The sequence below is a fragment of the Alcaligenes sp. 13f genome (assembly GCF_020496585.1).
Classification (GTDB): Bacteria; Pseudomonadota; Gammaproteobacteria; order Burkholderiales; family Burkholderiaceae_B; genus Alcaligenes; species Alcaligenes phenolicus.
The window spans coordinates 100,823-117,458 of the sequence record NZ_JAHKKC010000002.1; the positions used below are offsets into that span (position 1 = coordinate 100,823).

Below are 16,636 nucleotides of genomic sequence, written 5' to 3' on the forward strand. Positions count from 1 at the left end.
GATTCGCAATATGATTATCGACCAAAGAACCTACACCATCCCCACCGGCCTGCTGCGCGATTTCCTGTCCTTGTACGCGACGGAAGGACGTGCCATACAGATCGAACATCTGGGCCCCTGCCACGGCTACTACACCACGGAAGTGGGCGAGTTGAATCAGGTGGTGCACCTGTGGGCATACGAAGATATGGCTGACCGAGAGGCCCGTCGTAATGCCTTGGAGGCTGACCCCCGCTGGTTGGACTATCGCCGTAAAGCCGCCGCTGCGGGGCATGTCATACGCCAGAGCAATGCACTGTTGAAACAAGTCGATTTCGACGTTTTTACGAGCGAATGATGACCATGAGCCAGAAAATTCTTCAAGCTTGCCCCTTGCCACCACCACTGGCGGGCAAACTGCCCGCCTTGTGCCCGGTCGAAATCCTGAGCGATGCGCCTGATCAAGCGGCGTTCTTGCGTGAGCACGGAGCTGAATTCACGGTGCTGATCACCACCGGAACGCAGGGCGCAGACAAGGCACTGATTGATGCCTTGCCAAACCTGAAAGCGATTTGTAGCCTGGGCGTTGGTTACGATGCCATCGACCTGGATGCCGTCCGTGCGCGTGGGGTGATGCTGAGCAATACGCCGGATGTTCTAAACGATTGCGTGGCCGACTTGGCCATGGGCTTGCTAATCGATACGGTGCGGGGCATTTCTGTTTCTGACCGTCACGTTAGGCGTGGTGACTGGCCGCGTGTCGGCCCCACCATGCCAAGCACGCGGGTCAGCGGCAAGCGTCTGGGCATGTTGGGCATGGGCCGAGTCGGACAGGTGATTGCACGTCGCGCGATCGGCTTTGACATGGAGATCCGCTATCACACACGTAGCGCCAAACCCGAGTTGCCTTGGCAGCACGAGCCTTCGCTGCTGGCCTTGGCGCAATGGTGCGATTTCCTCATCGTGGCGTGCCCCGGCAGCCCGGAAACCTATCACCTGGTGTCTGCCGAGGTCTTGAACGCTCTTGGGCCCCACAGCTACCTTATCAACGTCGCCCGTGGTTCTGTCGTGGATGAAAAAGCCCTGGTCGCCGCTCTTGAAAACGGCCAATTGGCAGGAGCAGGGCTCGATGTGTTCGAGAACGAACCTGAAGTGCCAACTGAATTGCTGAGCAATGATCGGGTCGTAGTATTACCCCATGTAGGGAGCGCGACCCGTGAAACCCGAGCGGCCATGTGTGATTTGGTGTTGAAGAATGTGGAGCGTTTCGTCAAGGAAGGGGAGCTGGTGACGCCGGTGAGGCTATAAGGTGGGGCGGCGGGCTGGCGGCCTTATGTCGTCCGGCAGATTTGGCCCAATGTCTTGTATCCTCTATCGAGTAAGGCGTTCGACGCCCGCTGAAATCAGCGGCGAGAAATTTACTCTTTGGGGGTATGGCTTGTGAAAGGAAGCTGTCTTTGCCAAGGCGTGGTCTTTGATATCACCGGCTCCATTACGGATCTGCTCTATTGCCATTGCCGTATGTGTCGCAAGTCTCATGGTTCTGCGTTCAGGGCGCGGGGCAAGGTAAAGACTAAAGACTTTCATTGGTTTCGCGGGCAGGAGCTGTTGCGCTTTTATGAGTCCTCGCCAGGGGAACACCGTGGCTTTTGCTCTCGGTGTGGATCAAATATTTTGACCAAGTTTGATCAGAAGCCGGGGGAGCTAGGCTTGGCGCTAGGTGTATTGGATGATGACCCTGGTGCGCGTCCGACATGCCATGTGTTCGTAGGTTCGAAAGCATCTTGGCATGAGATTACTGATGATCTGTCTCAGTACGAAGCATTCCCGCCAGAGTAAAGGCAAGATTCCGACAGCAGAAAAACAAAACGCCAAGCTTTCAAAAGCTTGGCGTTTTGTTTTATTCGTGGTGCCGGCTAAAGGAGTTGAACCCTCGACCTTCGCATTACAAGTGCGCTGCTCTACCAACTGAGCTAAGCCGGCGAATTGACGATTATAGCCGGGTTTTTCGCCAAGAAGCAATCACCAGAAAAATATTGCTGTGGTGCACACCACGCCAGCCCAGCCAATAGATAGGTTCTGGTTATAAGAGCATGATGAAAATGTCGTTTTAAATGCCTTTTTCCCTACCCATAATCTGATCTATCCAAGCTGCGCTTATATAGATAGCACGCGATTGAACATCAGTGACGGGCTCCGAAGGCCGCGTCCGGGACCTTTGGGGAACACCATGAAATTGAAGTCTGTTGTTGGCTCTGCCTTGTTGTTGGCATCTTTGCTGGGTGGCACGGCCAGTGCCCAGGTTTCTTTGCTGAACGCCTCGTTTGACGTGGCGCGCGAGACCTTTGCGGCGATTAACCCCAAGTTTGTTGAACACTGGAAAGCGACGACTGGTGAAGACATCAAGATTGACCAGTCTTTTGCTGGGACCTCTCGTCAAGCCCAGGACATTATCCAGGGCAAGAAAGTAGACACCGTTACTTTCAACCAGGTTACCGATATTGAGTTCCTGGCCGAACGCGGGGCGGTTGCCAAGGATTGGGCCAGCAAGTTCCCGAACAACAGCTCGCCTTACTACAGCACCATCGCTTTTCTGGTGCGCAAGGGCAATCCCAAGAACATCAAGTCCTGGGATGATTTGGTACGTGACGATGTGAAGCTGGTGTTCCCGAACCCCAAGACCTCGGGTAATGCCCGCTACACCTATTTGGCGTCCTGGTTGTACGCCAATGAGGCTTTCGGCGGTGACGAAGCCAAGATCAAGGAGTTTGTCGGCAAGGTGCTGGGGAATGTAGAAAGCTTCCCCACAGGTGGTCGTGGTGCGACCGTGGCGTTTGCCCAGAATGGTCAGGGCGACGTTTTGCTGACCTTTGAATCCGAAGTGATCAATATTGCTGCCAGCGATGAGTTCAAGGGCAGCGAGCTGGAAGTGGTGGTGCCCCCTGTCAGCGTATTGGCCGAGTTCCCGGTAGCCGTGGTGGACCGAGTGGTCGACCAGAAAGGCACTCGCAAGGAAGCAACCGAATATCTGAAGTTCCAGTACACCCCCGAGATTCAGCGCCTGCTGGCTGGCTTCAACTACCGTGTGACGGATCCTGCCGTGGCCAAGGAGTTCGAGTCCAAGTACGCGCCGGTCAAGCTGATCAATCCTACTGATGTTCTGGGTTCCTGGACTGACATCCAGAGCCGCCACTTTGCTGCTAACGGGGTGTTGGACCAGTTGCTGGCCAAGTAATTCATGAGTCGTACTCTTGTGGGCGGGGCGCAGGATTCCGGGGCGAAGACTGCGCTAAAGCCCATCTTCTTTCTGCGCCGCCCCGTCATGCCGGGTTTTGGACTGAGCTTTGGCTTTAGCGTCCTGTACCTGTCCATTATTGTGCTGCTGCCTTTGTCGGCCTTGTTCATGTACGTCAGTGACATGAGCCTGGCCGATTATTGGCGTGCGGTGACTGATAAACGCGTTGTCAGCAGTTATCAGGTCACGATCAGTGCCGCTTTTTACTCCACTGTGATTGCCAGTGTGGTGGGCTTCATCATTGCCTGGATTATCACGCGCTTTGAATTTCCGGGGCGCCGTCTGATTGATGCTTTGGTGGACCTGCCGTTTGCCTTGCCAACGTCGGTAGCAGGTTTGACCTTGGCGACGCTATTTGTGCCTGGTGGCTGGTTTGGCCAGTTTCTGCCGGAGGGTTGGAAGGTTGCTTATCAATACCCCGGTATTGTGTTGGCCATGACGTTCACCAGTTTGCCCTTTGTGGTGCGTATCGTGCAGCCCGTGATTGAAGAGCTGGGTGCCGAGTATGAAGAGGTTGCCCACACCTTGGGTGCCAGTGGCTGGCAGACCTTCAGCAAAGTGGTGTTTCCTCCGCTGATTCCTGCTCTGGTGACTGGAGCGTCTCAAGCTTTTATTCGTAGCCTGGGTGAGTTTGGCGCAGTCATCATGATTGCGGGCAATATTCCCTTCAAAACTGAAGTGTCGTCCCTGATGATTTTTGTGCGGCTGCAAGAGTTCAATTACCCGGCCGCTGCCGCGATTGCCTCGGTGATCTTGATCGCATCCTTGCTGCTCTTGTTCACCTTGCAGATGGTGCAGAATCGTCTATTGGGCTGGCAGCGGAGGGCACCATGAGAAAAACACCTAAAAGCACGGCAGACCGCCTGATTTTGGCCTTGGGCATTGTGTTGGTGCTGGGGCTGCTGGTAGTCCCCTTGGTACTGATTTTCTCCAAAGCCTTGGGCGATGGTTTGCCTGCCTTGTGGAGCAATCTGCAAGAGGACTATATGCTGCATGCCATCGGGTTGACTCTGTTTGTGGCGGTGCTGACGGTGCCCCTGAATATGGTCTTTGGCATCTTGCTGGCCTGGTGTCTGACGCATTACCAGTTCCGTGGTCGTCGTCTGCTAAGTACCTTGGTGGATTTGCCTTACGCGGTCTCTCCGGTGGTGGCGGGCCTGTGTTACCTGGTGGTCTACGGTGTGGAGTCGTCCCTGGGGCAATGGCTAAGCGCGCGTGATATTCAGTTGATGTTCGCCTGGCCGGGTATCTTGATGGTCACTATCTTTGTGACGACGCCTTATGTGGCTCGTATCCTGATTCCCATCATGCAGGCTCAGGGCTCGGATGCACAGGCGGCGGCTTTAAGTCTGGGTGCAAACGGCTGGCAGATCTTCTGGCATGTGACGCTGCCGGATATCAAATGGGCCTTGCTCTATGGCGTGGTGTTGACCAATGCCCGTGCGATTGGGGAGTTTGGGGCCGTGTCCGTGGTGTCGGGCACCATCATGAATCAGACTTTGACCTTGTCCTTGCTGGTGGATCAGCTGAACAACGATAACAAGGCAGCAGCGGCCTTTACAGCGGCTGCGCTGCTGGCGGTGTTCGCGATTGTGTCTGTGATGCTCAAGAGCCTGCTGGAGTGGCGTGTGGCGGCTGGGCGTCGCCGTAATCAAGCGGAGGCAGTACAAGGGTAGATGGTGGGCTGGAGGCTTGGGAAATATTTTCAGTGGCGTTAGGTGGCTGAGTATTCCCTGAGGTGGTTTAAGTAGCTGATACTGATCTGCCAAGCCAAGCCAAGCCAAGCCAAGCCAAGCCAAGCCAAGCCAAGCCAAGCCAAGCCAAGCCAAGCTAAAGCCAAAGCCAAAGCCAAAGCCAAAGCTAGGGTGATTGCCGAGCTTGGAACCCAAATAAATAGAGCCCCATGCGGGGCTCTATTTTTGTCTGCGTCGAACGCGCCTTATTTGACGATCTTCAGGTGCGAGACCTTGTCAGCGTCTTTCTTGGCAGCGGGAGCTTCCGGTGCAGCTTCAGGAGCGGCGTCCGGTGTGTCACCTTCTGCGTAAGGCTCGGACTCCACCACTTCAAAACCCATACCAGCGCCTGTTTCGCGTGCGTAGATGGCCGATACAGCTGCCACGGGTACGAAAATGTCTTCCGTGACGCCGCCAAAGCGGGCCTGGAATTCAATGTAGTCGTTGCCCAGGATCAGGCCATTGGTGGCCAGATGCCCGATATTCAGGGTGATTTGACCATCCTGAATATGGCCGCGTGGAACAACCGTGTTGGCGTCTACCGTGACCACGATGTGTGGGGTGTATCCGTGGTCGGAACACCATTCGTGTAGAGCGCGCAGCAGGTAAGGCTTGGTCGAGGTTTCTTGCATAGTGGATTAGCGACGCATGACTTTTTCGGAAGGAGTCAGTGCTTCAATGTAGGCAGGACGCGAGAATACGCGCTCGGCGTACTTTTGCACAGGAGCAGCGCTCTTGGGCAGTTCGATACCGTAGTGGTCCAGGCGCCAGAGCAGGGGAGCGATCGCCACGTCCAGCATGGAGAATTCTTCACCCAGCATGTACTTGTTCTTGAGCAAGATGGGAGCCAGCTGCGACAAGTGGTTGCGGATTTGCTGACGGGCCAGTTCTTGTGCCTTGGCATCCGCGTTGCGGCGGTCTTCCAGGGCGGCCACGTGTACAAACAGTTCCTTTTCGAAGTTGTACAGGAACAGGCGTGTGCGGGCGCGCATGGTGGGGTCCGCAGGCATCAGCTGAGGATGCGGGAAACGCTCATCAATGTATTCATTGATGATGTTCGATTCGTACAAGATCAGGTCACGTTCTACCAGGATCGGCACCTGTCCGTAGGGGTTCATGACGGCGATATCTTCAGGCTTGTTGTACAAGTCGATGTCGCGGATCTCGAAATCCATGCCTTTTTCAAACAACACGAAACGGCAGCGCTGTGAGAATGGGCAAGTTGTTCCAGAGTAGAGCACCATCATGGTAGGAGATTCCAGTCGTAGAAATAAAAACAAGAGCCTCACGGCTCAGAATTTAAAACCCTGCAAGGGGTTTTAACAATAAAAAGCCGGGCAGGCTAGTTAGGCCTGCCCGTCTAGCATAGCGTTTTACTTGATGTCTTTCCAGAAAACGCTGTTCAGGCGCCATGCAACGGCAAAGAACAAGAGCAGGAACAGGATCACGCCCACGCCAATTTTCTTGCGCTCCAGCTGCACAGGCTCGGCCATCCAGTCCATGAAGTTGGCCAGGTCGGCCACGTCGCTGTCGTATTTGGCAGCAGCCTTGGCGTTAACAGGCTCAAGCTTGACGCTGTCAGTAGCGTGACCGGTGTAATCGGCCAATACTTCTTTCTTGACGTCGGAGAAACCGGCTGGATCGTAAGTAGCCGTGGTCTTGACCCATTCCTTGCTGCCATCGTCCTTGGCTTCCTGGGCCACGGTCGTGCGGTGCAAGGTGACGCCACCTTGGCGCTCCCACATGGCGTGAGGCATACCCACGCTTGGGAAAACCAGGTTATCCCAGCCGGTTGGGCGGGATGCGTCACGGTAGAAAGTGCGCAAGTAGGTGTAGATGTAGTCTGCGCCGCTGGGGCCCAAGTTGGTGGACTTGGCACGCGCAATCACGGACAGGTCCGGAGGAGCGGCACCAAACCACTTCTTGCCCATTTCAGGGGTCAGGGCGATCTTCATCAGATCACCCACCTTGTCCGAGGAGAACAGCAAGTTTTTCTTGATGTCCTCTTCGGTCAGGCCGATGTCTGTCAGCTTGTTGTAGCGCATGGAGTTGGCGCTATGACAGTTCAGACAGTAGTTCACAAACAGTTTTGCGCCATTTTGCAACGCCGCCATGTCATTCATGCGGTCGGGCGCGCGCTCCAGGGCATAGCCACCTTCGGCGGCACCAGCCACCGTGCAGGTAAGGGACAAGGCCAGAGCGCCAAGCAGTTTCTTAATCATGGTCATTCCGTTTCGTGTTGGGGGCCTAGTGAGGGCGGAAAGTCACGCGATCAGGTTCGGGTTTGAACGTACCCATGCGGCTCCATACTGGCATCAGCAGGAAGAAGGCCAGGTAGATCACCGTACCGATCTGGCTCAGCAGGTTGAACAAGTCGTTCGGAGCCTGTGTGCCCAGGTAACCCAAGATCAGGAAGTTGATGATGAAAATCGCGTACAGCACTTTGTGCCAGGTAGGACGGTAGCGAATCGACTTCACAGGCGATTTATCCAGCCAAGGCAGGAAGAACAGGATCACGACCGTACCACCCATGGCCACCACGCCCCAGAACTTGGCGTCGATAACACGCAGCAGCACAGCAACAGCGATCAGGACAGCGGGTACGACCAGGCGCCAGATACCGGGCAGCTTGCCTTTGACGAACAGCACCAGAGCACCCAGCACGGAAGCACCGGCCAGAACCCAGGTAAAGTCGGCAGTCGTGGCACGCAGCATGGAGTAGAACGGCGTGAAGTACCAGACAGGAGCAATGTGCGGAGGAGTCTTCAGTGCATCGGCAGGGCTGAAGTTGTTGAACTCCAGGAAGTAGCCGCCCATTTCAGGGGCAAAGAACACAATCGCGGCAAACACAATCAGGAAGCCCGCCACACCCAGGATGTCGTGCACGGTGTAGTAAGGGTGGAAGGGGATGCCATCCAAAGGACGACCTTGAGCGTCTTTGGGGCCTTTCTTGATTTCCACGCCGTCGGGGTTGTTGGAACCCACTTCATGCAGTGCGATCAGGTGAGCCACAACCAGACCCAGCAGGACCAGAGGCACCGCAATCACGTGCAGAGCAAAGAAGCGGTTCAGGGTGGCGTCGGACACCACGTAGTCACCACGGATGAAAATAGCCAGGTCAGGACCAATGAAAGGAATGGCCGAGAACAGGTTCACAATCACCTGGGCGCCCCAGTAGGACATCTGGCCCCATGGCAGCAGGTAGCCCATGAAGGCTTCAGCCATCAGACAGAGGAAAATGGCAACGCCAAAGATCCAGACCAGTTCACGTGGCTTGCGGTAAGAACCGTAGAACAAGCCGCGCAGCATGTGCAGGTACACCACCACGAAGAACATGGAAGCGCCTGTGGAGTGCATGTAGCGAATGATCCAGCCACCGGGCACTTCACGCATGATGTATTCAACCGACTCAAAGGCCAGCTTGGCATCAGGCTTGTAGTTCATGACCAGGAAAATACCAGTCACGATCTGGATAACCAGCACCAGCAGTGCCAGAGAGCCAAAGAAGTACCAGAAGTTGAAGTTCTTCGGCGCGTAATATTCTGACATGTGCTCTTTGTACATGGATGTCAGGGGGAAACGCCTGTCAATCCATCCCAAGAGTCCTGTCGTTTCGACGGTTTTCTCGCCAGCCATGAAACGGCTCCTTTATCTTTTTAAATAGTACGTATTGGGTTACAGCCGCCTTAGGCCTTGTTGTTTTCGTCTACGCCGATGGTAACCATCGTGCCGTCAGCCGAGAACTCGTAGGGCGGGATTTCCAGATTGTCTGGAGCAGGCTTGTTGCTGTAGACGCGGCCGGCCAGGTCGAACGTGGAGCCGTGGCAGGGGCACAGAAAGCCGCCTTCCCAACCACCGGGCAGACCAGCGCCAGCGCCAGCAGCCAGATGCGGGGTAGGGGAGCAACCCAGGTGGGTGCAGATACCGATACAGATAAAGATTTCAGGGCGACGCGAACGGTATTCGTTCTTGGCGTACGCAGGGGTGTAACCGGGGCGATCCGAGTCAGGGTCGGCCAGCTGGCTGTCCAGCTTGGGCAGTGCGTCCAGCTGCTCTTTGGTGCGGTGCAGAATCCAGACGGGTTTCCCGCGCCATTCCACGGTGCGCATCTGACCGGGGGCGATACCGGAAATATCGACCTCTACGGGAGCGCCGGCCGCTTTCGCTTTCTCGGAAGGAGCAAAGGAGCTGACAAAGGGAACAGCTGTCGCCACACCAGCGACACCACCTAATGCACAGGCGGTGGCGACCCAGGTGCGGCGCGAAGGATCGGGCGGAAGATTGAAATCAACCGCGCCTATGGCATCGGGCTGTGTCGTATTCTGACTCATTCTAGTATCCTTATTCCTGCCCGACTCGGGCAATACCACAATTTACGGATTTGGGCCTGGGTATATTATTCAACCGCACATTATACGCGTTACCCAGCGCAGCATAACTTGATCAAAGGTGAACATATGAACAAGGCTCGAGGTTTCCTGAACGAATTCCGGGAGTTCGCAGTTAAGGGCAACATGATGGACCTTGCGGTCGGTGTCATTATTGGCGCTGCTTTTGGCAAGATTATCGACTCGCTGGTAAAAGACATCGTCATGCCCGTCATCAGTTTCATCCTTGGCGGCGAAGTGGATTTTACCAACCAGTTCACGGTCTTGCGTACACCAGAGGGCTTTACCGGCCCAGAAACCCTGGAAGCTCTGAATGCGGCCGGTGCTGTTGTTTTGTCGTGGGGTAACTTCCTGACCATTTTCATCAACTTCATCTTGCTGGCCTTCGTGGTGTTTTGCATGGTCAAGATGATTAACCGTATGCGTGCCACCGTGGCCAAGGCTGAAGCTGCTGAGGCCGTACCCGAACCAACCCCTGAAGACGTCATCTTGCTGCGCGAGATCAGGGATTCGCTGAAAAAATAAAAGCCCAGACTTATCAAAGCTTTAAGGTGCCTTTCGGCACCTTTTTGTTTATGTAAACCCACCGGCAGGGTCAAGTTTGCCCGCGCCGGATGCCTGATTTTAGCCTTTCAGGGCCTGGGCTTGTCTAGCCTGCGGCGCTTTAAAGCTTGTTCAAGGTCATATGTGCGGGTTTTTGATGAAATCAGATCGGGTTGTCCAGATCGATGAACTCCACTTCTATGCCAAACTGGCGAGCGATTTCTTCGCCCAAAGCCTTGGCTCCATAGCGTTCGGTTGCATGATGGCCGGCTGCCATGAAGGCAATGTTGTTTTCCTGTGCACTGTGAAATGTCTGCTCCGAAGCTTCGCCGCTGATGTAAAGATCGGCCTGCGCGGCGATGGCGCTATCAATAAAGCCCTGTGCCCCTCCTGTGCACCAGGCTATTCGGCGGATTTTCCGTTGTAAATCGCCAACAACCAGTGGCTGCCGTTGTAAATTATTGCAAACTGTCAGGCTGCATGTTTCCAGTGAAACTGGGGTTGGCAGTTCACCCAGCCAGACCAGTCCATCCGGACCACAGGTTTGTGCCACGCCGTCTGCGTCGCGCAGCACCTCGATGCCTAACTGGCGAGCCAACTGGGCGTTATTGCCCAGGACAGGGTGAGCGTCCAGGGGCAGGTGATAGCCCAAGAGGTTAAGCTGATGCGTCAGGACGCGTTCTATACGAGTTTTTCGGGCGCCTACAATGCACGGGTTTTCGTTTTTCCAGAACCAGCCGTGGTGCACCAAAATTGCGTCCGCCTGGCGGGCAATAGCGGCGTCAATCAGTGCCAGCGAGGCCGTCACGCCGGTGACGAGTTTGCCAATATAGGGCTTGCCTTCGACCTGAAGCCCATTGGGACAATAGTCCTTGAAACGGGCGACATCCAAGGTGCTATTGAGCCAGCTGGCCAGTTCGGCTGTTGAAACCTGAGTCATGGAAATCCTTATCTGAAAGAGTGCTATGCGTCGATTGTGGCTAGTGTTTGCTCAAGCGGTGACAATTTGTCTGGCGGGCTTTTTTATTGTAGTGACGCTGCGACCGCAGTGGGTGGGCGCGCCCGAGGCTCCCGTCCGCTCTACGAATACGGTGGTTTTGCCTGCACCGGTTCCGTCCCTGATCCCCGCGCCTGCTATGGAGCAGGATGGCCCGCTGTCTTATGCCTCGGCTGTCACTAGCGCCGCGCCGGCGGTCGTTAATGTGTACACCAGCAAGCATTTGGAAGGCAATTCTCCCTTGCTGGAAGATCCTGATCTGCAGCGCCTGTTTCGCGAACTGCCCGACTTGATGGGTCGCCGCTCCACAATCAACCTGGGTTCGGGCGTGATCGTACACGAGCAGGGTTATATCCTGACCAATTACCACGTGATTGAAGCGGCTGATGCCATCGAGGTGGCATTATCGGATGGACGTCAGGCCAAGGCGCGTCTGATTGGCTCGGACCCTGAAAGCGATCTGGCCGTGCTGAAAGTGGATCTGCCCAAGCTGGCTGTGATTCAGACCCAGGAACAGGATCAATTGCAGGTGGGCGATGTGGTGCTGGCCATTGGCAATCCTTTCGGAGTGGGTCAGACCACGACGATGGGCATTGTCTCCGGCTTGGGACGCAATCGCCTGGGCATCAATATTTACGAAAACTTCATTCAGACCGATGCCGCCATTAATCCCGGCAACTCGGGTGGGGCTCTGGTGGATGCGGTTGGCCGTTTGGTGGGAATCAATACCGCTATTTATTCCGAAACAGGGGGTTCGCTGGGTATCGGTTTTGCCATTCCGTCCTCGACTGCGCTGGCCATCATGAACGAAATTATCCGTAATGGTGAAGTGACACGCGGCTGGCTGGGCCTGGAGCCACAGGACATTACCCCGGACCTGATCAAGTCTTTCAAACTAAAGAGTGGTGCAGGTGTGATTATTGCCAGTGTGCAACGTCACGGCCCGGCTGCCGAGGCGCATTTGCAGGTGGGCGATATTGTGTTGCGCTTGAATGGTCAACAAGTGGCCGATTCAATTGGCCTGCTCAATCAGATTGGCCCAGTGCAACCCGGGCAGACCGTGACATTAAGCGTATTGCGCGATGGCAAGGAGCTGGACGTTCCCGTCAAGGTCGGTATGCGACCTCAGGTGCGCAAATAGGGCCAGCAGCTTCTCCTCTTCGCTGGAGTTCACTGAAAGAGCGTAACGGTGCGTTCAAGGCCTTCCAGGCCGTACAGGCTCTTGGGTAGTGTGTGATGCTTGTGTGGTCAGGCGATTTGCATTTGGCTACGCTGTTTTGCAGATCGTAGTGGCGCGAAGGCTTGGCAAGGTATCTAAAAAAAATGGCTCTCTGGGCTACTCCTTTTGGAGCAAGGCAAGAGAGCCATTTTTGGGTCTGCACGCCATGTGACGCGTACAAACAGGTGTTGCTTTGATCGTTTTACAGATCCAGCTCGCGGCCTTCGCTGTTTTCCGCTTCCCGTTTCTTGATCAGGCTGGCGGCCAGAATCCCTAATTCATAAAGCAGGCATAGCGGGGCGGCCAACAAGATCTGGCTGACCACATCGGGCGGGGTCACGATAGCGGCGATCACAAACGCGCCCACAATTACATAACCACGGATTTCGCGCAGTTTGGCTACCGTTACAACGCCTGTTTTCACCAGCAAAATCACGGCGATAGGCACTTCAAAGGTAATGCCAAAGGCCAGGAACATGGTCATGACAAAGCCCAGATAGGCTTCGATGTCCGGTGCTGGTGTAATCGATTGCGGGGCAAACGAGGCGATGAAGTGAAACACGGTGCGGAACACCACGAAATAACAAAACGCCATGCCGGCAATGAACAGCAAGGTGCTGGTCATGATCAGCGGCAGAGCCAGCTTCTTTTCGTGGTTGTACAAACCTGGCGCAATAAAGGCCCATGCCTGGTAGAGCACGATAGGCAAGGCCAATACGAACGATGCCATCAAGGTGACCTTGACCGGCACCATGAAGGGGGTAATCACCCCGGTGGCAATCATGCGCGTACCCTCGGGCAGAGAGCTCATCATGGGCTGGGCCAGCACATCATAAATGGCCGAAGCGCCCGGATACGTAAACAGCACGATAAAAATCCCGACCACGGCAATGACCGCGCGCAGCAGGCGTGTACGCAGCTCGACCAGGTGGGAGATGAAGGTATCTTCTTGAGGCGCTTCGGTGCTCATGCCGTCGGTCCTTTAGAGGGTTGGGCGGGAGCATCCGTAGGACGGGGAGCGTCGTCACTGGCTGGCGCACTGGGCGCTGGCTGGGCGGCTGCATCCGTATCGAGCTGACTGGCAGCCGATTCTTTCGCGGGGATGGCGTCGGGGCTCGCCTTGACGCTCTCGGCGGTATCCGAGAAGGCCTTGCGTGCGGACTCCGACGCGTTTTGCAGGGTGTCGCGGGCTTCTGTCAGAGGCTGGCTGATGCTTTTGCCCGTGTCCTCGACCGAACTGCGCACCGAGCGCGCGGCGTCCTCCATCTGGTCTTTGAGCTTGTTCACCTCATCCAGATTGATTTCGCGTTGGATATCGGTCTTGACCTCGTTAACGTAGCGCTGTGCGCGGCCAAGCAAATGGCCGACGGTGCGCGCTACTTTAGGAAGACGTTCGGGACCGATGACGATCAGGGCAACCACTCCAATCAGGAGCAGTTCACTAAAGCTGACATCAAACATTCAGACTCACACAAGAAGGGGATCAGGCGCGATCGGATTTTTCCTTGGCCTGCACGTCGATCGTTTGAGGATCGGCAGCGCGTTGGCTGACGGTTTCGGGTGTTTTTTCTTCTTCACCCACGTCTTTCATGCCTTCTTTGAAACCTTTGACTGCACCGCCCAGATCCGAGCCGATATTACGCAGTTTCTTGGTGCCGAAAACCAGGGCAACGATGACCAGAACGATCAGCCAGTGCCAAATGCTAAAGCTACCCATAATGTATCTCCCTTAAGCAGCCATGGCTGCGCGTTGTTGCCATGGGCGCTCACCGCCCAAGATGTGCATGTGTAAATGGTTGATTTCCTGCCCGCCATCCAAACCGTTGTTGATGACAATGCGGAAACCGCCTTCAGGGCCAGGGCGACAACCAGCCTTTGCGGCCAGGGAAGGTGCCAAAGCCATCATTTTACCCAACCATTCGCTATCCTGGCCCGATACGTCCTGCATGGACACGACGTGTTTCTTGGGGATTACCAGGATATGGATAGGTGCAGCTGGGTTGATGTCGTGAAATGCCAGAAAGTCCTCGTCCTCGTACACTTTTTTGGACGGGATCTGATCGGCAGCAATTTTACAAAACAGACAGTTCTCGCTCATAGCAACCTCGGTAGCGAAGCACTTGCTGGGCAAGTGCCAAAAATCTAGGTATCAGGACAGTGTAGCGCGTCTAAATGACAGAATTACACCTGGTCCTTAGGGCGCGAAGCTTTTTCTTCCAGGCCTGATGTACCTTCGCGGCGCAGCAGTTCTGTCAGGACATCGCGGGGCTCCAGACCGTAGTAAGTCAGGGCCACCAGGCTATGAAACCACAGGTCTGCCGTTTCGTAGACGATGCGCTCGCGTTCTTCATCCTTGGCAGCCATGACCAGCTCGGTCGCTTCTTCCCCGATTTTCTTCAGGAATGCATCCGGTCCCTTGGCCAGCAGCTTGGCGGCGTAGGAAGAGGATGGGTCCCCGCCTTGTGCAGGCAGGCGGGACTTCAGGGTGCGGCCAAGATGATCGAGGATCGTCTCGACAGTAGGTTGTTCGCTCATCGGTAAATATGCTCCGGGTCTTTCAGGACGGGGTCAACCGCCACCCATTGTGCCTGATCGCTCTGGCCTTGCAGCTGGCGATAAAAGCAGCTTTCACGACCCGTATGACAGGCGATCTGGCCAACCTGTTCCACGCTAAGCAAAATAACGTCGCCATCACAGTCCAGGCGCAAGTCGCTGACATGCTGTACGTGACCGGATTCCTCGCCCTTGCGCCACAGGCGCTGGCGGGAACGCGACCAGTACACGGCGCGGCCGGTGCTGACGGTCTCTTGCAGGGACTCCTGGTTCATCCAGGCGACCATCAAGATTTTGCCCGTGGCCTGGTCCTGTGCAATCGCGGGGATCAAGCCTTGTTCATCAAAGCGGATTTCAGCCAGCCAGGCCGGTAAGTCAGCCATTAGCGTCGCACCTGTATACCTTGCGCAGCCATGAAATCCTTGGCTTCGGCAATAGTGTGTTGACCGTAGTGGAAGATGCTGGCGGCCAGTACGGCACTGGCGCCGCCCTTGATCACGCCATCGGCCAGGTCTTGCAGGCCGCCCACACCACCAGAGGCGATAACGGGAACGGAGACCGCCTCGGACACGGCACGAGTCAGTTCCAGATCAAAGCCGGATTTGGTGCCGTCGCGGTCCATGCTGGTCAGCAGCAGTTCGCCGGCGCCGTATTCGGCCATGCGAGCTGCCCATTCCACCACGTCCAGGCCGGTTCCACGACGACCGCCGTGGGTAAAGACTTCCCAGCGGGGGGCTTCGTTTTCAGCACTGACACGGCGTGCATCAATGGCGACGACCATGCATTGCTTGCCATGGTGATCGCTGGCGGCACGCACCAGGTCCGGGTTGCTGATGGCGGCGCTGTTAATGGACACCTTGTCCGCACCGGCATTGAGCAGGCGCTGGATGTCGGCCACTTCGCGCACACCACCGCCCACTGTCAGGGGGATGAAAATCTGACTGGCCACCTGTTCGATGATGGGCAAGATCAGATCACGGTTGTCCGAGGTGGCCGTAATGTCCAGGAAGGTCAGTTCGTCGGCACCCTGGTCGTTGTACTTGCGGGCGATCTCGACCGGGTCTCCGGCATCGACCAGATCCACAAAGTTGATGCCTTTGACCACGCGGCCAGCGGTAACGTCCAGACAAGGAATGATGCGGCAGGCTAATTCGTTGGTGACGTCCTGGCTCATGCCTGGTACTCGTCAGCGAAGGTTTGCGCCTCGGCAAAATTCAGGGTGCCTTCGTAAATGCTGCGACCCAAAATCACACCTTCGATGCCTTCGTGCTCTACGGCACACAGGTCTTCGATGTCTTTCAGGTTGGTGACACCGCCGGAGGCGATGACGGGAATCTTCACGTGCTGGGACAGCTTGACGGTGGCTTCGATGTTCACGCCAGTCAGCATGCCGTCGCGGCCAATATCGGTGTAGATAATGGACTCGCAGCCGTAGTCTTCAAATTTCTTGGCCAGATCCAGTACGTCGTGGCGGGTCAGCTTGCTCCAGCCGTCGGTGGCGATTTTGCCGTCACGGGCATCCAGGCCAACAATGATGTTGCCAGGAAAGGCGCTGCAGGCGTCTTGCAGGAAACCAGGGCTTTTGACAGCGGCAGTGCCAATAATGACATAGCTCATGCCAGCGTCCAGGTAGCGCTCGATGGTATCCAGGTCGCGGATACCACCGCCGATCTGTACGGGAATTTCACCGTCGATGGCAGCAATAATGGATTTGATGGCTTCGCTGTTCTTGGGCTTACCGGCAAAAGCGCCGTTCAGGTCCACCAGATGCAGGCGCCGGGCCCCTTGTTCCAGCCATTGTGTTGCTATTTTGGCCGGATCATCCGAGAAAATAGTGGCATCGTCCAGGTCACCCTGGCGAAGGCGCACACAACGCCCGTCTTTGAGGTCGATGGCGGGAATCAAAAGCATGGTCTTTAGCCGTAAAAA

General features: G+C 55.8%; 22 protein-coding genes and 1 tRNA gene. 8 read left to right on the plus strand and 15 right to left on the minus strand.

Going from position 1 to position 16,636, the window contains the following annotated elements; genetic code table 11:
- The first annotated feature begins 10 nt into the window (after positions 1 to 10).
- The 3 genes from KOE80_RS01940 to KOE80_RS01950 all read left to right on the plus strand — a co-directional run bounded on the left by KOE80_RS01940 (position 11) and on the right by KOE80_RS01950 (position 1,818).
- Positions 11 to 337: an NIPSNAP family protein gene (locus KOE80_RS01940; protein WP_226348224.1), complete on the plus strand. Its 327-nt coding sequence runs from the start codon at positions 11 to 13 to the stop codon at positions 335 to 337.
- Positions 337 to 1,287, plus strand: a complete 951-nt coding sequence (locus KOE80_RS01945; protein WP_226348300.1) for a 2-hydroxyacid dehydrogenase — start codon at positions 337 to 339, stop codon at positions 1,285 to 1,287. Before KOE80_RS01940 ends, KOE80_RS01945 begins: the two co-directional genes overlap by 1 nt.
- 159 nt (positions 1,288 to 1,446) lie before the next feature.
- Positions 1,447 to 1,818, plus strand: a complete 372-nt coding sequence (locus KOE80_RS01950) for a GFA family protein (RefSeq protein WP_407845316.1) — start codon at positions 1,447 to 1,449, stop codon at positions 1,816 to 1,818.
- A gap of 68 nt (positions 1,819 to 1,886) precedes the next feature.
- Here the strand turns inward: KOE80_RS01950 and KOE80_RS01955 are convergent.
- Positions 1,887 to 1,962: transfer RNA gene (locus tag KOE80_RS01955), tRNA-Thr, on the minus strand.
- Positions 1,963 to 2,209: 247 nt separating this feature from the next.
- Here KOE80_RS01955 and cysP point away from each other — a divergent pair.
- From cysP to cysW, 3 genes are read left to right on the plus strand one after another with little or no spacing between them, the layout of a single operon-like run.
- Positions 2,210 to 3,214 (plus strand): thiosulfate ABC transporter substrate-binding protein CysP, encoded by a 1,005-nt coding sequence (gene cysP / locus KOE80_RS01960; protein WP_042485687.1) that lies wholly within the window; start codon positions 2,210 to 2,212, stop codon positions 3,212 to 3,214.
- 3 nt (positions 3,215 to 3,217) lie between these two features.
- A complete protein-coding gene (cysT, locus tag KOE80_RS01965; protein WP_060185455.1) occupies positions 3,218 to 4,108 on the plus strand; it encodes a sulfate ABC transporter permease subunit CysT in 891 nt (296 codons plus the stop codon).
- Positions 4,105 to 4,950, plus strand: a complete 846-nt coding sequence (cysW, locus tag KOE80_RS01970; RefSeq protein WP_051316283.1) for a sulfate ABC transporter permease subunit CysW — start codon at positions 4,105 to 4,107, stop codon at positions 4,948 to 4,950. The genes cysT and cysW overlap by 4 nt, the downstream gene beginning before the upstream one ends.
- 263 nt (positions 4,951 to 5,213) lie before the next feature.
- Here the strand turns inward: cysW and KOE80_RS01975 are convergent, their stop codons facing one another.
- The 5 genes from KOE80_RS01975 to petA form a co-directional block, all read right to left on the minus strand.
- A complete protein-coding gene (locus KOE80_RS01975; protein ID WP_009455465.1) occupies positions 5,214 to 5,639 on the minus strand; it encodes a ClpXP protease specificity-enhancing factor in 426 nt (141 codons plus the stop codon).
- A 6-nt stretch (positions 5,640 to 5,645) separates the two neighbouring features.
- Entirely contained in the window at positions 5,646 to 6,254 is a 609-nt protein-coding gene (locus tag KOE80_RS01980) for a glutathione S-transferase N-terminal domain-containing protein (protein WP_009455466.1), read from the minus strand.
- 126 nt (positions 6,255 to 6,380) lie between these two features.
- On the minus strand, positions 6,381 to 7,235 hold the full coding sequence (locus KOE80_RS01985; RefSeq protein ID WP_226348225.1) for a cytochrome c1: 855 nt from the start codon (positions 7,233 to 7,235) through the stop codon (positions 6,381 to 6,383).
- Positions 7,236 to 7,254: 19 nt separating this feature from the next.
- On the minus strand, positions 7,255 to 8,643 hold the full coding sequence (locus KOE80_RS01990) for a cytochrome b (RefSeq protein WP_009455468.1): 1,389 nt from the start codon (positions 8,641 to 8,643) through the stop codon (positions 7,255 to 7,257).
- 50 nt (positions 8,644 to 8,693) lie between these two features.
- Positions 8,694 to 9,338: a ubiquinol-cytochrome c reductase iron-sulfur subunit gene (gene petA / locus KOE80_RS01995; RefSeq protein WP_035269839.1), complete on the minus strand. Its 645-nt coding sequence runs from the start codon at positions 9,336 to 9,338 to the stop codon at positions 8,694 to 8,696.
- Between the two features lie 126 nt (positions 9,339 to 9,464).
- On the opposite strand from petA, the gene mscL reads away from it, so the two are divergent.
- Positions 9,465 to 9,920 (plus strand): large conductance mechanosensitive channel protein MscL, encoded by a 456-nt coding sequence (mscL, locus tag KOE80_RS02000; RefSeq protein WP_009455470.1) that lies wholly within the window; start codon positions 9,465 to 9,467, stop codon positions 9,918 to 9,920.
- 181 nt (positions 9,921 to 10,101) lie between these two features.
- Here the strand turns inward: mscL and KOE80_RS02005 are convergent, their stop codons facing one another.
- Positions 10,102 to 10,878 carry a Nif3-like dinuclear metal center hexameric protein gene (locus tag KOE80_RS02005; protein ID WP_226348226.1) on the minus strand — a complete coding sequence of 259 codons (777 nt, stop codon included), beginning with the start codon at positions 10,876 to 10,878 and terminating at the stop codon, positions 10,102 to 10,104.
- Between the two features lie 25 nt (positions 10,879 to 10,903).
- Here KOE80_RS02005 and KOE80_RS02010 point away from each other — a divergent pair, with 25 nt between their 5' ends.
- Positions 10,904 to 12,076 carry a S1C family serine protease gene (locus KOE80_RS02010; RefSeq protein WP_226348227.1) on the plus strand — a complete coding sequence of 391 codons (1,173 nt, stop codon included), beginning with the start codon at positions 10,904 to 10,906 and terminating at the stop codon, positions 12,074 to 12,076.
- 280 nt (positions 12,077 to 12,356) lie between these two features.
- Here the strand turns inward: KOE80_RS02010 and tatC are convergent, their stop codons facing one another.
- From tatC to hisA, 8 genes are all read right to left on the minus strand, one after another.
- A complete protein-coding gene (tatC, locus tag KOE80_RS02015; protein ID WP_009455473.1) occupies positions 12,357 to 13,124 on the minus strand; it encodes a twin-arginine translocase subunit TatC in 768 nt (255 codons plus the stop codon).
- Complete coding sequence (gene tatB / locus KOE80_RS02020) at positions 13,121 to 13,615, minus strand: Sec-independent protein translocase protein TatB (protein WP_060185454.1); 495 nt, start codon at positions 13,613 to 13,615, stop codon at positions 13,121 to 13,123. Before tatB ends, tatC begins: the two co-directional genes overlap by 4 nt.
- A gap of 22 nt (positions 13,616 to 13,637) precedes the next feature.
- Positions 13,638 to 13,871, minus strand: a complete 234-nt coding sequence (gene tatA, locus KOE80_RS02025; RefSeq protein WP_021447245.1) for a Sec-independent protein translocase subunit TatA — start codon at positions 13,869 to 13,871, stop codon at positions 13,638 to 13,640.
- Between the two features lie 12 nt (positions 13,872 to 13,883).
- On the minus strand, positions 13,884 to 14,252 hold the full coding sequence (locus KOE80_RS02030) for a histidine triad nucleotide-binding protein (protein ID WP_026483636.1): 369 nt from the start codon (positions 14,250 to 14,252) through the stop codon (positions 13,884 to 13,886).
- 83 nt (positions 14,253 to 14,335) lie between these two features.
- A complete protein-coding gene (locus KOE80_RS02035; protein WP_021447244.1) occupies positions 14,336 to 14,689 on the minus strand; it encodes a phosphoribosyl-ATP diphosphatase in 354 nt (117 codons plus the stop codon).
- Positions 14,686 to 15,090, minus strand: a complete 405-nt coding sequence (hisI, locus tag KOE80_RS02040; protein WP_009455478.1) for a phosphoribosyl-AMP cyclohydrolase — start codon at positions 15,088 to 15,090, stop codon at positions 14,686 to 14,688. Before hisI ends, KOE80_RS02035 begins: the two co-directional genes overlap by 4 nt.
- Positions 15,090 to 15,881 carry an imidazole glycerol phosphate synthase subunit HisF gene (gene hisF / locus KOE80_RS02045; RefSeq protein WP_035269852.1) on the minus strand — a complete coding sequence of 264 codons (792 nt, stop codon included), beginning with the start codon at positions 15,879 to 15,881 and terminating at the stop codon, positions 15,090 to 15,092. The genes hisI and hisF overlap by 1 nt, the downstream gene beginning before the upstream one ends.
- Complete coding sequence (gene hisA / locus KOE80_RS02050; protein WP_009455480.1) at positions 15,878 to 16,618, minus strand: 1-(5-phosphoribosyl)-5-[(5-phosphoribosylamino)methylideneamino]imidazole-4-carboxamide isomerase; 741 nt, start codon at positions 16,616 to 16,618, stop codon at positions 15,878 to 15,880. Before hisA ends, hisF begins: the two co-directional genes overlap by 4 nt.
- Positions 16,619 to 16,636: the final 18 nt, after the last annotated feature.

What these genes read in the sequence shown, in the direction of transcription:
- KOE80_RS01940 (WP_226348224.1), top strand. Translation starts at nt 11, where the DNA reads ATGATTATCGACCAAAGAACCTACACCATCCCCACCGGCCTGCTGCGC.
- KOE80_RS01945 (WP_226348300.1), top strand. Translation starts at nt 337, where the DNA reads ATGACCATGAGCCAGAAAATTCTTCAAGCTTGCCCCTTGCCACCACCA.
- cysP (WP_042485687.1), top strand. Translation starts at nt 2,210, where the DNA reads ATGAAATTGAAGTCTGTTGTTGGCTCTGCCTTGTTGTTGGCATCTTTG.
- cysT (WP_060185455.1), top strand. Translation starts at nt 3,218, where the DNA reads ATGAGTCGTACTCTTGTGGGCGGGGCGCAGGATTCCGGGGCGAAGACT.
- cysW (WP_051316283.1), top strand. Translation starts at nt 4,105, where the DNA reads ATGAGAAAAACACCTAAAAGCACGGCAGACCGCCTGATTTTGGCCTTG.
- KOE80_RS01975 (WP_009455465.1), bottom strand. Translation starts at nt 5,639, where the DNA reads ATGCAAGAAACCTCGACCAAGCCTTACCTGCTGCGCGCTCTACACGAA.
- KOE80_RS01980 (WP_009455466.1), bottom strand. Translation starts at nt 6,254, where the DNA reads ATGATGGTGCTCTACTCTGGAACAACTTGCCCATTCTCACAGCGCTGC.
- KOE80_RS01985 (WP_226348225.1), bottom strand. Translation starts at nt 7,235, where the DNA reads ATGACCATGATTAAGAAACTGCTTGGCGCTCTGGCCTTGTCCCTTACC.
- KOE80_RS01990 (WP_009455468.1), bottom strand. Translation starts at nt 8,643, where the DNA reads ATGGCTGGCGAGAAAACCGTCGAAACGACAGGACTCTTGGGATGGATT.
- petA (WP_035269839.1), bottom strand. Translation starts at nt 9,338, where the DNA reads ATGAGTCAGAATACGACACAGCCCGATGCCATAGGCGCGGTTGATTTC.
- mscL (WP_009455470.1), top strand. Translation starts at nt 9,465, where the DNA reads ATGAACAAGGCTCGAGGTTTCCTGAACGAATTCCGGGAGTTCGCAGTT.
- KOE80_RS02005 (WP_226348226.1), bottom strand. Translation starts at nt 10,878, where the DNA reads ATGACTCAGGTTTCAACAGCCGAACTGGCCAGCTGGCTCAATAGCACC.
- KOE80_RS02010 (WP_226348227.1), top strand. Translation starts at nt 10,904, where the DNA reads ATGCGTCGATTGTGGCTAGTGTTTGCTCAAGCGGTGACAATTTGTCTG.
- tatC (WP_009455473.1), bottom strand. Translation starts at nt 13,124, where the DNA reads ATGAGCACCGAAGCGCCTCAAGAAGATACCTTCATCTCCCACCTGGTC.
- tatB (WP_060185454.1), bottom strand. Translation starts at nt 13,615, where the DNA reads ATGTTTGATGTCAGCTTTAGTGAACTGCTCCTGATTGGAGTGGTTGCC.
- tatA (WP_021447245.1), bottom strand. Translation starts at nt 13,871, where the DNA reads ATGGGTAGCTTTAGCATTTGGCACTGGCTGATCGTTCTGGTCATCGTT.
- KOE80_RS02030 (WP_026483636.1), bottom strand. Translation starts at nt 14,252, where the DNA reads ATGAGCGAGAACTGTCTGTTTTGTAAAATTGCTGCCGATCAGATCCCG.
- KOE80_RS02035 (WP_021447244.1), bottom strand. Translation starts at nt 14,689, where the DNA reads ATGAGCGAACAACCTACTGTCGAGACGATCCTCGATCATCTTGGCCGC.
- hisI (WP_009455478.1), bottom strand. Translation starts at nt 15,090, where the DNA reads ATGGCTGACTTACCGGCCTGGCTGGCTGAAATCCGCTTTGATGAACAA.
- hisF (WP_035269852.1), bottom strand. Translation starts at nt 15,881, where the DNA reads ATGAGCCAGGACGTCACCAACGAATTAGCCTGCCGCATCATTCCTTGT.
- hisA (WP_009455480.1), bottom strand. Translation starts at nt 16,618, where the DNA reads ATGCTTTTGATTCCCGCCATCGACCTCAAAGACGGGCGTTGTGTGCGC.